Origin of the sequence: Methyloversatilis universalis EHg5 (assembly GCF_000378945.1) — a bacterium.
Lineage (GTDB): Bacteria > Pseudomonadota > Gammaproteobacteria > Burkholderiales > Rhodocyclaceae > Methyloversatilis > Methyloversatilis universalis_A.
On sequence record NZ_KB900539.1, the window covers coordinates 1,015,401 to 1,028,503 of the forward strand.

Genomic DNA, 13,103 nt, shown 5'->3' on the forward strand with positions numbered 1-13,103 from the left:
CGGGGTCCTGCTCGAATGATGGAAAGCACTTGACCCGGTGCAAATTCGCGTCGCACGTCCCGACGGGCGGCGTGCTCCGTTCAGCGTCACGGACTGTCATATCTCGATGCCATAGACATGGCGGCGAACGCTACCAGAGGCGTGAGGACGATGCCAGGAGGATTTCTGGCGGCGCGAGGCAGCCGGTCGGGCGGGGCCTTTAGTCCGCCAGCGGCTCGAACAGCGCCGCGAGATCGTTCTCGCCGAATTTCTCAAGCGCGGCTTCGTCGTTGCCGAGGATGCCTTCGGCCAGGGCGGCCTTCTTTTCCTGCAGCGCGACGATGCGTTCTTCGATGCTGCCGGCGACGATGAGCTTGTAGACGAACACCGGCTTGTCCTGGCCGATGCGGTGGGCACGGTCGCTCGCCTGGTTTTCGGCGGCGGGGTTCCACCAGGGGTCGTAGTGGATGACGGTGTCGGCGGCGGTGAGGTTGAGGCCGACGCCGCCGGCCTTCAGGCTGATCAGGAACACCGGCACCGTGCCTTCCTGGAAGCGGCGCACGACGGCTTCGCGGTTCTGCGTGTCGCCGGTGAGCATGACCGAGCCGATGCCGGCTTCGACCAGCTGTTCGTGGATCAGGTCGAGCATGCCGGTGAACTGCGAGAACACCAGCACCTTGCGGCCTTCGGCCAGCAGGTTTTCCAGCATGTCCATCAGCAGTTCGAGCTTGGCGCGTTCCTTCACGCGGGTGGCGCTGTCGGACTTCAGCAGGCGCGGGTCGCAGCACACCTGGCGCAGCTTGAGCAGCGCGTCGAGGATGACGATGCGGGCGCGGGCGAAGCCGCGGTGCGCGATCTCGTCGCGCACCCGCTTGTCCATCGCCACCCGCACGGTTTCGTACAGGTCGCGCTGGCGGCCGGTCAGTTCGACCGTGCGCACGACTTCGGTCTTCGGCGGCAGGTCGGCCGCCACGTCGTCCTTGCGCCGGCGCAGGATGAAGGGCGCCACCCGGCGCGCCAGCAGTTCGCGGCGGATCGGGTCGCCGTGCTTTTCGATCGGCGTGCGCCAGCCGCGGGTGAAGTTCTTCTGTTCGCCGAGGAAGCCGGGCAGCAGGAAGTCGAACTGCGCCCACAGTTCGCCCAGATGGTTTTCCAGCGGCGTGCCGGTCAGGCACAGCCGGTGGCGGGCGCGCAGCAGGCGCACCGCGCGCGCGGCCTGACTGCCTGCGTTCTTCACCGTCTGCGCCTCGTCGAGAATGAGCAGGTGGTAATCGTGCGCGGCCAGCTTTTCGTGGTCGCGCCACAGCAGCGGGTAGGTGGTGAGGCAGACGTCGTGTTCAGGGATGCGCTCGAACAGTTTTGCGCGATCCGGTCCGTGCAGCTTCAGCACGCGCAGTTCGGGCGCGAAGCGGGCGGCTTCGCGCTGCCAGTTGAACACCAGCGAGGTGGGCAGCACCACCAGCGCCGGGTGGTCCAGGCGGCCGGCGCGCTTTTCGGTCAGCAGATGGGCCAGCGTCTGCGCCGTCTTGCCCAGGCCCATGTCGTCGGCCAGGATGCCGCCGAGGTCGTGCGCGCGCAGGTGCTGCAGCCAGGCCAGACCTTCTCGCTGGTAGGGGCGCAGTTCGATGCCGAAGCCCGCCGGCGGCTCGACCGGCGCCACGCCCTGCATGCCGCGCAGGCGGTCTACCCACTGTTCGATCGAGCGGAAGCCTTCACGCGTCCATTTCGCGTCCAGCGCATCGGCCAGCCGTGGTGCGTCCATGCGCGACACCTGCAGCGCGCCGCCGGCCGGGCTGTCGAACAGGTCGACCAGCGTGCGCGCCAGCGGCTTGATGCGACCGGCCGGCACGATGATGCGTTCGCCTTCGGCGGTGAACAGGTCGGTGGTGTCCTCGTCGCGCATGCGGTCGAGCGCGATCGGGTCCAGCCAGCGGCCGTCGCGTTTGAACAGCGCGTACAGCAGCGGCGCAAGGTCGAGCCGGCGGCCGCCGACGTCGATGCCGAGCGACAGCTCCAGCCAGCCATTCTCGTTCTCGTCCAGTTCGGCGTGCCATTCGTCAACCACCAGTACGCGGTGGCGGAAGTCCGGCGGGCACTCGATCTGCCAGCCAGCGCGGGTGAGCCGGGCGGCGGCGTCGCCGAAGAAGCGGGCCCATGCCTCTTCGCTTTCGAGACCCAGCGCGCCGACCGGCAGCGATTCGTACATCTGCAGCCAGCGCGCCTGCACCGGTGCGAAGCCGACTTCGCCGAGCAGCGCCAGTGCCGCCTGTTCGGCAGCGAGATCGCGCGTGACCCTTACCGCGCGGCCATTGGGCAGGGTGGCAAGGTCGGCGCTGTCGGTGGCGGCGAATTTCGCCTGGCCGTAGCTGAGCGCGACGGTTGCGATGTCGTACAGCGCGTGGCCGAGCGCCTTGTCGTAGCGGCGGTGCGGCTTCACGTGCCACACCGGCAGGCTGGCCATCTTGAGCACCGGGCGCAGTTCCGTCTCGATGCGCGGCAGGCTGGAGGCGTCACGACCCAGCGGCGAGGGCAGCATGGGCGCAGCCTGAGCCAGCGCCTCGGCCACCAGCGGCAGTTCGGCGGTGGTGAGCAGCGGCAGTTCGAGCACTGCCTGCACCGCCTCGCGCGCCGGGTGGGTGATTTCGCCGGCCATGCCGCGGGCGACATCGAGGTACCAGGGCGGGTCGGTCGGCAGCGTCCAGTCGGCTGGCGGTGAGCAGGCGAGCAGGGCGCGTACGCCCAGCTTTTCGGTCTGCCATTCGAGCTGGCCGGCGCGCGCTTCGCCCGGCTTCAGCGGGCGGGTTTCATCGCTGCCTTCGTCGGCGCGCACGACACAGCGACCAGTGTCGAGCGCGGCGCGCAGCACTGCGAGACCGTCGGCGCCGCGCAGCTCGAAGGGTACGAATACGCTGACCGCACGCTTGCGTATGGCGTCGCGCAGCGTGCGGAACACAGGCAGATCGCTGTCCTGCACGAAGGCGGGCGGCTTGAGCAGCGCCTGTTCGAAGTTGAACCATGGCTGGCTGTCGGCGCCCGGCGTGCCGTCGCGCCCCGGGCGTGCCTTGAGCAGCCGCAGGTCGGCCGGCTGGGTGCCGCGCGGGGTGACCAGATAGGCGATCGCTTCCTTCGCAGCGTTGCGCTTGCGCGACGCACCGGCTGGCCGGTCGCTCAGACGCTTCTGCAGGTTTTGCGCCCAGCGCAGCACTTCGGCGCGCGGGCGCTCGATCAGTTCGCCCTGCTTCTTGGCGGCCAGCAGCAGGCCGACCGCGTGCTTGCAGCGGTTGCCGACCGGGCAGGAACAGCGGGTAGCGATTTCCAGCGTGCGTTCGCCGAAGTACTCGCGCCGCTCCAGGCGCACCGTGACCTGGTAGGGCTGCGGGCGGGTACCCCGCACCAGCGCGCGCAGTGTCGGCCCTTGCACGTCGATATCGCCGACCCGGGTCACGTACTGGCCGCCGCGCACAATGGTGTCCTCGGAGAACATTTCTCCGAGCATCCGGTTGTCGAGCTGGGACAGCAGGCGGGTCAGTTCCATCGTCGGTGGTGCCCGGCGGGCAAAAAACGGACGCAGGATTGTAAGCCCTGCGTTCCTGCGCTGTCGTGACGATGGACCGGGTATGCGGCGGATCTGCGGCGGGGCAGGTCCGCCGCGGGGAGATCAGCTACGTGGCCGCTGCACGTGTTCCTCGTCGGCCAGCGCAGCACCCGGGCCCCAGCTCACATGCTGGTGCAGCATTTCGGCAGCGGCGCGCGCGCGCGTTTCGTCCGCGGCCACCACCGCGAACACGCCCTGGCCGCCGGGTTCAACATGCACGCCCATATTGCGGTAAGAGGCGGTGATGATGCGGGTGGCCGCCGTGCGTTCGCGGCTCTGCGGCATCAGCAGCAGCGTGGCCGGCCCGTGGCCGGTGTCGAACACGATGTGCCAGCCGGTGCCGCCAGGTACCGGGCACAGCTTCACGTAACGCACCGCGGTCAGCGGCAGCTTCATTTCGGCGCCGAAGCTTTCCAGCACCTGGGCGACACGCTGCGGCTCGATCAGCCGCGTGCTCATCAGCGCTTCCGGCTCGTGCATCACGTGCTCGACCGCCAGTTCGACATTCTGCTGACCCGGCGTGCGGTAGGCGTACTGCAGGCCGATGCCTACGCTCAGTACCACGCTGGCGGCCAGCGCCCACAGCTTGAACGGCTGCGCCACCCGGCTGCGGTTGCCAGCCAGGATGCGGTCGGCCAGCCCGTCCGGCACGTCCACCGCCACCGCCTGCTGCAGCGTGCGTTCGGCCGCATTGATCCGGCGCGAGAAGGTCTGGCAGGCGGCGCAGGCGATCAGGTGTTCTTCGGCCGCTTCCGACAGACGACGCGGGTCGGCCAGCTTTTCGCGGCGGAAGTCGATGCAGTTGAACGCGGGGGCGTGGTGTTCGGGGCGGCTCATGATTCGGCTCTCCGGGCCGGTTGGGCGGTCAGCGCACCGCGCAGCGTCTGGCGCGCACGGGTGAGGCGGGTCATGACCGCGCCTTCGGTGGTGTCCAGCATGTCGGCGATTTCGGCGCAGGAAAAGCCGCCCAGCGCCTGCAGCACCAGCGGCTCGCGCAGCGTGAGTGGCAGGCTGTCGAGCAGGTTTTCCATTTCGAACAGTTCGATTGGCGCGTGCTCGGCCGCGATCTGCAGGTCTTCCAGTTCGGTGTCGACGAAATCGAACTGCTTGCGCTCGTACAGCCGTGCATGTTCGCGCCGCACGATGGTGATGAGCCAGCTCTTGGTGGCTTCGGCGTCCTTCAGGTTGCCCCAGGACTTCCATGCGCGGGCAAAGGCTTCCTGCACCAGATCTTCGGCGACGAAGCGGTCGCGGCACAGCCACCAGGCGAAGCGATACAGGTCAGGGCTGAAGGCCCTGACCGCCTGTTCGAAGCTCTTGCGTGCGTTGAATCCGAGAATCACGGCAATGGGCGTGGTGAAGGTGTCATCGCATCAGACCGGGGCGCGTGCCGCAACCTTACAACGGGCCGGTCTGGCGCTGCAGCGCACTGCGCAGCCGGGCCAGACCGCGGCCCAGTTCGGTGCTGTCCAGCGAACCGTAGCCCAGCCGGAAAGCGGGCACCGGGCCCGGGCGGTCGGCGAACTGCGAACCGGGCAGGATGCGCACGCCTTCCTCCAGCGCATCGGCGGCCAGCCGGTCGATGTCGATGTCGCCGCCCAGCTTCAGCCACAGCGCCAGACCGCCGCCCGGCAGATCGAAATCGACATGCGGATGCAGCGCCGCGCGCACCTGATCGGCGGCATCCGCCAGCCGGGACTGATAGATGCGGCGGACGCGCCGGATGTGGCGCTTCAGTTCGCCGTCGTGCATCAGTTCGGTGACCGCCAGTTCGGTCAGCGCATTGCCCTGGCGGTCGATCAGCGTGATTTCGGCGGCGCAGCGGCGGATCACGTCCGGCGAAGCGGCGATGTAGCCCAGCCTCAGGCCGGGCGCCAGCACCTTGGACAGCGAGCCGATGTGGATCACCCGACCGCCGTGGTCCATGCTGGCCAGCGGCAGCATGGGCCGGTGCGCGAAATGAAATTCGTGGTCGTAGTCGTCCTCGACGATGGCGAACTCGAAGCGCCGGGCCAGTTCGACCAGGCGCATGCGCCGCTCCGCGCTCATCGTGACCGTGGTCGGGAACTGGTGGTGCGGCGTCACGAACACGGCACGCAGGCGCTGGCGACGGCACAGCGCTTCCAGCGCATCGGTGTCCAGCCCGCTGCCGTCGAGCGGCACGCCGTGCAGCACCGCGCCGCAGGAGGCGAAGGCGGCGCGGGCGGGCGGATAGCTCAGCTGTTCGAGCGCCACGTGGTCGCCCGGCCTGACCAGCATGCGGGCGGCGAGAAAGATGCCCATCTGGCTGCCGCGTACCGCACACACATGATGTTCGCCGCAGTCCAGCCCGCGCTCCAGCCTCAGCATGGCGGCGATTTCCTGGCGCAGCGGCGCGCAGCCGCGCGGGTCGCCGTAGGCCAGCCGGTTGGCGCGCGCGGTGGCGATCAGCGCGTGGCGGTAGGCGCGCGACAGCACGTCGAACGGAATGAGCCGCGTATCCGGCACGCCGTCGCTGAATTCGATCAGCCGCCCGGGTGCCGGGCCGTCACTGTCCGACGCGGGCAGGCCGACGTCGGCCAGCGGACAGCGGTCGGCCGGCTGGCGGCGGGCGTCGGCAGCCGCCGGCAGCTGCGCGGACACGAAGGCGCCGCGCTTGGATTGCGTGTGTACCCAGCCCTGAGCGTGCAGTTCGTCGTAGGCCAGCACGACCGTCTTGCGGTTCACGCCGAGCGAGTCGGCCAGCGTGCGGCTGCCGGGCAGCGGCGTGCCCGGCAGCAGCCGGCCACTCTGTATGCCGTCGATCACCGCCTGTGCGATCTGCAGATGCACCGGCAGCGGGCCGTTGCGGTCCAGCGTCATGGTCAGCGTCCAGCGGCGCAGCAAGGCAGGTCTCCGTGGCAGGGTGTGGGCAGGGCTTCTGGACCATCAATGTTTCAGATTCTGGATGTTTTTGATGGTCCATTGAAATCCTAGCATGGGTGTCGCCGGTGCTTGCCGGCGCAACGTCCAGTAAGGAGTTTCCCGATGACCGACACCCTGTCGCTGCCCAAGGCCGAACTGATGGCCCGGGCGCATGAGCGGATGCAGACCGCGCTCAAGGTGCCCGAGCGCAGCACCCGTGAAAAACTCGCGCTGACCTGCCGTGTCCTGTTTGAAGGCGGCCACGATTCCGGGCTCGCCGGGCAGATCACCGCCCGGGCGGAAGCGCCCGACACCTTCTACACCCAGCGCTTCGGCCTCGGCTTTGACGAAATCACGGCGTCCAGCCTGGTGCACGTCGATCACGACCTGCACGTCGTGTCCGGCGAAGGCATGCCGAATCCGGCCAACCGTTTCCACACCTGGATCTACCGGGCGCGGCCGGAGGTGAACTGCATCATCCATACCCACCCCTTCCATGCATCGACGCTGTCCATGCTGGAAGTGCCGCTGCAGGTGTCGCACATGGATCTGTGCCCGCTGTTCGACGACTGCGCCTTTCTGGCCGAGTGGCCGGGCGTGCCGGTCGGCAACGAGGAGGGCGAACTCATATCCGGGGCGCTGGGCGACCGGCGCGCCATCCTGCTGGCGCACCACGGTCTGCTGGTGACCGGTCGCACGGTCGAGGAAGCCTGCGTGCTGGCCCTGTTGATGGAGCGCGCGGCGCGCATGCAGCTGACTGCGATGGCCGCCGGCACCGTGAAGCCTATCCCCGACGTGCTCGGCCGCGAGGCGCATGACTGGATTTCTACGCCGCGCCGTAACGAGGCCTCCTTCGACTACCACGCGCGCCGCGCGCTGCGCCGTCATCCGGACTGTCTGGACTGAGCCGTCATACCGCGCCCCGCCGCCTTCCCCCGTTTCTTACCATCACAAGGATCTGCAGACATGAACAGCATTCCGCTCAAGGGCGTCGTTTCCTACCCGGTCACCCCGTTTCGCGAAAGCGACGGCGCGGTCGACGTTCCGGCGCTCGAGGCGCTGATCGACCGCCTGGTCGCAGAGGGCTCGCACGCCATCGCACCGCTGGGCAGCACCGGCGAAAGCGCCTATCTGGACGACGACGAATGGGATGCCGTCGCCGACGCCTCGGTACGCCATGTCGCGCGCCGTCTGCCGGTGGTGGTCGGCATTTCCGACCTCACCACGCAGGGCGCCATGCGCCGCGCCCGCTTTGCCGAATCGCTGGGCGCCGACGCGGTGATGGTGCTGCCGGTGTCGTACTGGAAGCTCACCGAACAGGAGGTGTTCGGCCACTTCGAGCGCATTTCGCGTGCCATCGGCATTCCGGTCATGGTCTATAACAACCCGGCCACCGCCGGCATCGATCTGTCGCCGGAGCTGATCTGCCGCATGGTGGCGCAGATCGACAACGTCACCATGGTCAAGGAAAGTTCGGGCGACATCCAGCGCATGCACCGCATCGCTCAGCTGTCCGACGGCCGGGTGCCGTTCTTCAATGGCAGCAATCCGCTGGCGCTCGAAGCGTTCGCCGCCGGCGCGGTCGGCTGGTGTACCGCGGCGCCCAATCTGATTCCGCAGTGGCCGATGCGGCTTTACGAGGCCTGCGTGCAGGGCGATATGGTGGCGGCGCGCGAACTGTTCTACCGCCAGCTGCCGGTGCTGCAGTTCATTCTGAAGGGCGGCCTGCCGACCACCGTGAAGGCGGGGCTGAGGGTGAAGGGCTTCGATGCGGGTCTGCCCCGCCTTCCGCTGCAGCCGCTGGACTTGGCTGGCATCGAACAGCTGCGCGCCCTGCTGCAGCGGCTGCAGGGCTGATCGCCGGCGGCGGGCACGTGCTCCGGGCTCGCGCCCGCCCCCCGGTCTGGCGTGGGCCTGACGTGCGCCATTCGGCAAAGCACACGTCAGGCCCTACAATCCGAGCCGCACGTCTATCGTCAGGCCTACGGATGCATAACTTCATCGCAGTCGGCGTCGGTGCGGCGCTCGGTGCCTGGCTGCGCTGGGGCCTGTCGCTGGCGCTCAACCCGCTGTTTGCCGGCTTTCCGCTCGGCACGCTGGCGGCCAACCTGATCGGCGGCCTGCTGATGGGCGTGGCGCTGGGGCTGATGCAGACCGTGCCGGACCTGCCGGTCCACCTGAGGCTGCTGGCCACCACCGGTTTCCTCGGCGGGCTGACCACCTTTTCCAGCTTTTCCGGCGAGGTGTTCGCGCTGTTCGAGCGCGGCGACACCGGCTGGGCGCTGGCGACGGTGGCGACCCACGTGCTCGGTTCGCTGGCGCTAACCGCGCTCGGCTGGTGGGGCTGGCACCGCCTCGCCGGCTGAACCGGCGAGGTCAGATTCTGGTAACAAGCTCATAGATTCAAGTCAGGGTGCTTGCGAGGGTTTCGCTTGCCCCTTGCATCGTCCCCATGACCGACATCGATTCCCTTCTCGAAACCTGCATGAGCCGCGAGGCCGGCGGCATTGCGCGCGCGCTGCGCGATCTGGCGCCCGGCATGCGGGCGCCGGACAAGTGGCCGGCGAAGCTGGCCGAACGCATCGCGGCGTCGCAGGCCCGGGTGGCGGCGCGCCGCGCGTCGGCGCCCAAGGTCGAGTATCCGGAAGAGCTGCCGGTGTCGGCGCGGCGCGACGAGATCGCCGCCGCGCTGGCGTCGCATCAGGTGGTCATCGTGTGCGGCGAGACCGGCTCCGGCAAGACCACACAGCTGCCCAAGCTGTGCCTGGAACTGGGGCGCGGTGCGCGCGGGCTGATCGGTCACACCCAGCCGCGACGCATCGCCGCGCGTGCCACCGCCGACCGGGTGGCGAAGGAACTGAACGTGCCGCTGGGTCGCGAGGTGGGCTTTGCCATCCGCTTCACCGACCGCACCTCGGAAGACAGCCGCATCAAGCTCATGACCGACGGCATCCTGCTGGCGGAAACGCAGCATGACCGCTGGCTGTCGGCCTACGACACGCTCATCATCGACGAGGCGCACGAGCGCAGCCTGAACATCGATTTCCTGCTTGGCTACCTGCGCCAGCTGCTGCCGCGCCGGCCTGATCTCAAGGTGATCGTCACCTCGGCCACGCTGGACGCCGAGCGCTTCGCGAACCACTTCGCGCAGAACGGCAGGGCGGCGCCGGTGATCGAGGTGAGCGGCCGGCTCTACCCGATCGAAATGCGCTGGCGGCCGTTCGACGCCAACAAGGAAAGGGATCTGTACGATGCGGTGGCCGACGCGGTGGACGAGGCCTTCTCGACCGGCCCGGGCGATGTGCTGGTGTTCCTGCCGGGCGAGCGGGAAATCCGCGAATGCGCGGAAACGCTGCGCAAGCACCACACCCGGCTGCCCGGCGTGAAGCCGGACATCCTGACGCTGTTCGCGCGCCAGTCGGCGCAGGAACAGTCGCGCGTGTTCCAGGGCTCGAACGGGCGCCGGGTCATTCTGTCGACCAATGTGGCCGAAACCTCGCTGACGGTGCCCGGCATCCGCTACGTGGTCGATACCGGCCTGGCGCGGGTCAAGCGCTACAGCTACCGCAACAAGGTCGAACAGCTGCAGGTCGAGCCGGTCGCGCAGTCGGCCGCCAAGCAGCGCGCCGGCCGCTGCGGGCGGGTGTCCAGCGGCGTCTGCTTCCGGCTGTACGACGAGCAGGAGTTTGCCCAGCGCGCCGCGCATACCGATCCGGAAATCCTGCGTTCGTCGCTGGCTGGCGTCATCCTGCGCATGAAGGCGCTGGGGCTGACCGATGTCGAGGAATTTCCCTTCATCGACAAGCCGGCGCCGCGCGCGATCGCCGACGGCTACCAGCTGCTGCAGGAGCTGGGCGCGGTGGACGAGGAACGCCGGCTCACCACGCTGGGCCGCGAACTGGCGAAGCTGCCGCTGGACCCGCGCATCGGCCGCATGATTCTGGCCGCGCGCAACCATTCGGCGCTGAAGGAGGTGCTCATCATCACCGCCGGCCTGTCGGTGCAGGACCCGCGCGAACGGCCGGAAGAGCGTGCCGGCACCGCCGACCAGGCGCACGCGAAGTTTGCCGACGAACGCAGCGAATTCCTGTGGTATCTGAAGGCGTGGTCGGCCTTCGACGAAGTGTGGCATCACCAGTCGCAGGCCAAGCAGCGCGCCTGGTGCCGCGACAACTTCCTGAACTGGATGCGCATGCGCGAATGGCGCGACGTGCATACCCAGCTGCACACGCTGTGCGCCGAGCACGACTGGAAGGAGAACGAACAGCCTGCCGCGGTCGAGGCGCTGCACCGCGCGCTGCTGACCGGACTGCTGGGCAATCTCGGTCAGCGCATCGAGGACGCGCGCGCCGGCGAACCGCCCTATCTGGGCGCGCGCGGCATCAAGTTCTGGCCGCACCCGGGCTCGGCGCTGGCGAAGAAGAGCACGAAGTGGATCATGTGCGGCGAACTGGTCGAAACCACCCGGCTGTTCGCACGCTGCCTCGCGCGCATCGAGCCGGAGTGGGTGGAGGAAGTGGGCGCCCATCTGATCCGCCGCTCGACCTACGAACCGCACTGGTCCAAGAGCCGCGGCGAAACCGTGGCCTGGGAGCGCGGCGTCATTCACGGCATCACGCTGTACGCCAAGCGCGCGGTGCAGTACGGCAGGACCGACCCGGCGCTGGCGCGCCAGCTTCTGATCCGCGAGGCGCTGGTCAATGGCGATGTCAGCGACGTCGCGCTGAAGCAGATGAAGTTCCTGCAGCACAACCTCGATCTGGTCGCCCAGATTGAGCGGCTGGAGGAAAAGCAGCGGCGGCAGGACCTGCTGGTCGATGAATCGTTGATCGAGGCCTTCTACGACTCCATCCTGCCGGCGGACGTGATTGACCTGCGCGGCCTGGAGCGCTGGCGCCGCGACGCCGAGCGCGAGAACCCGAAGCTGCTGCACCTGACGCGCGAGCAGCTGATGCGGCACGAGGCGGCCGGAGTCAGCAGCGAGCGCTTCCCGGCGAAGATGGATCTGCTGGGCCAGAAGCTGAAGCTGGAATACCGGCACGAACCGAATGCGGCTGACGACGGCGTCACGCTCACGGTGCCGCTCACGTTGCTGAACCAGATTCCGGCCGCGCGGCTGGACTGGCTGGTGCCGGGCCTGATCGAGGAAAAGGTGGTGCAGCTCGCCAAGACCATTCCGCCCAAGCTGAGGCATCGCATCCAGCCGATCAGCGGTTTCGTCGATGAATTTCTCGGTCAGGAACACGATCAGGCCGAGCCGCTGGTGAAGGTGCTGGCGCGGGCGATCGAGGTGTATGTCGGCCTCAAGCTGCCGCCGGACGCGATACGTGCCGAAAACCTGCCGGCCCACCTGATCATGAATGTGCGGGTAATCGACGAGCACGGCCGCGTGCTGGGCCAGTCGCGCAATCTGGCCGAACTGCGCACCCGGCTGAAGGACGAGGTGGCGCGTCGCTTCGAACAGGCGCGCATCGCCCTGCCGGCCGCACAGCCACAGTCTGCCGCCCCGACTGCGGCGCCTGCCGCCGCGTTGGCGAACACGCCCGTCACGTCATCGACGCCGGCACCCACCGTAAAGCCTGCTCCGGAGGCGCGCGCCGCCCGCGGAAGCATGGCCGACGCCCTGGCGGCGCTCGGCGCGCGCGACGCCGTCGCCAAGGCGCCGGTACCGCAGCCGGCCGCGAAGAAGGGGCGCGCCGAAGCGCCGCCGCCGGCTGCCGCGGCACAGACGGCGGGCGAGGGCCGCTACACGAGCTGGGCTTTCGGCGAACTGCCCGAGCTGATGGAAGTCGAGGTTGCCGGCCGCATGGTGATCGGTTTTCCGGCGCTGCAGGACGATGGCGATGCGGTCAGCGTGCGCGTGTTTGATACGCCGGAAGCGGCGTACGAGGTGCACCGCCGCGGTCTGCGCCGCCTGTTCGCGCTTGAGCTGCGCGATCAGGTGAAATTCATCGAGAAAAGTCTGCCCGGCCTGCGTGACATGGCCATGCAGTTCATGAACCTGGGCAGCGAAGCCGAGCTGCGCGCCCAGCTGATCGCCGCCACGCTGGAGCGCTGCTGCATGATGGAGCCGTGGCCTGCTGACGCCGCGAGCTTTGCGGTGCGGCGCGACGAGGCGCGGCCGCGCATTTCGCTGGTGGCGCAGGAAATCGGTCGCCTCGCCGGCAGCGTGCTGACCGAGTACGCCGCGCTTAACAAGCGGCTGGTCGCATTGAAGGCGCACCCGGACGCAGGCGCCGACATGCGGGCCCAGCTCGATGCGCTGGTGACCAGACACTTCATCGAGCGCACGCCGTTCGAGCGAATGGCCCACTACCCGCGCTACCTGAAGGCGATGTCCCTGCGCATCGACAAGCTGCGCGGCGACCCGGCGCGCGATGCGCGTGCGCTGGCAGACTGGCAGTCGCTGGCCACTCCGTGGGAGCGCGAGCGCATCGCCCGCGCGCGCGCCGGTGTGACCGATCCTTTCATCGATGAATTCCGCTGGCTGCTCGAAGAACTGCGCGTGAACCTGTTCGCACAAGAACTGCGCACGCCGGTGCCGGTATCGGTGAAGCGACTGCAGAAGATCTGGGAGTCGCGTTCGCACGGGTAAGTCTGGGACACTTTTTCTGATCGATAGCCGTGCTGCCGGTGGCTATCGCGA

Annotated in this window: 8 protein-coding genes; 4 read left to right on the top strand and 4 right to left on the bottom strand. The window is 68.5% G+C overall.

Annotation, left to right across the window (positions count from 1 at the left end; all coding sequences use genetic code 11):
• Positions 1 to 199: 199 nt before the first annotated feature.
• The 4 genes from METUNV2_RS0104655 to pdxR form a co-directional block, all read right to left on the bottom strand.
• Positions 200 to 3,514 carry a DEAD/DEAH box helicase gene (locus METUNV2_RS0104655; protein ID WP_018228332.1) on the bottom strand — a complete coding sequence of 1,105 codons (3,315 nt, stop codon included), beginning with the start codon at positions 3,512 to 3,514 and terminating at the stop codon, positions 200 to 202.
• A gap of 123 nt (positions 3,515 to 3,637) precedes the next feature.
• Entirely contained in the window at positions 3,638 to 4,411 is a 774-nt protein-coding gene (locus METUNV2_RS0104660; protein WP_018228333.1) for a DUF3379 family protein, read from the bottom strand.
• Positions 4,408 to 4,917 (bottom strand): sigma-70 family RNA polymerase sigma factor, encoded by a 510-nt coding sequence (locus METUNV2_RS0104665; protein WP_018228334.1) that lies wholly within the window; start codon positions 4,915 to 4,917, stop codon positions 4,408 to 4,410. The genes METUNV2_RS0104660 and METUNV2_RS0104665 overlap by 4 nt, the downstream gene beginning before the upstream one ends.
• Positions 4,918 to 4,972: 55 nt before the next feature.
• Complete coding sequence (pdxR, locus tag METUNV2_RS0104670; RefSeq protein ID WP_018228335.1) at positions 4,973 to 6,439, bottom strand: MocR-like pyridoxine biosynthesis transcription factor PdxR; 1,467 nt, start codon at positions 6,437 to 6,439, stop codon at positions 4,973 to 4,975.
• Positions 6,440 to 6,580: 141 nt separating this feature from the next.
• Here pdxR and METUNV2_RS0104675 point away from each other — a divergent pair, with 141 nt between their 5' ends.
• The 4 genes from METUNV2_RS0104675 to hrpA all read left to right on the top strand — a co-directional run bounded on the left by METUNV2_RS0104675 (position 6,581) and on the right by hrpA (position 13,052).
• Entirely contained in the window at positions 6,581 to 7,363 is a 783-nt protein-coding gene (locus METUNV2_RS0104675; protein ID WP_018228336.1) for an aldolase, read from the top strand.
• Positions 7,364 to 7,423: 60 nt separating this feature from the next.
• Positions 7,424 to 8,314, top strand: coding sequence for a dihydrodipicolinate synthase family protein (locus tag METUNV2_RS0104680; protein ID WP_018228337.1), 891 nt, complete (start codon positions 7,424 to 7,426; stop codon positions 8,312 to 8,314).
• A 131-nt stretch (positions 8,315 to 8,445) separates the two neighbouring features.
• Positions 8,446 to 8,823, top strand: coding sequence for a fluoride efflux transporter CrcB (gene crcB / locus METUNV2_RS0104685; RefSeq protein ID WP_018228338.1), 378 nt, complete (start codon positions 8,446 to 8,448; stop codon positions 8,821 to 8,823).
• An 86-nt stretch (positions 8,824 to 8,909) separates the two neighbouring features.
• Positions 8,910 to 13,052 carry an ATP-dependent RNA helicase HrpA gene (gene hrpA / locus METUNV2_RS0104690; protein ID WP_026187869.1) on the top strand — a complete coding sequence of 1,381 codons (4,143 nt, stop codon included), beginning with the start codon at positions 8,910 to 8,912 and terminating at the stop codon, positions 13,050 to 13,052.
• Positions 13,053 to 13,103 lie beyond the last annotated feature (51 nt).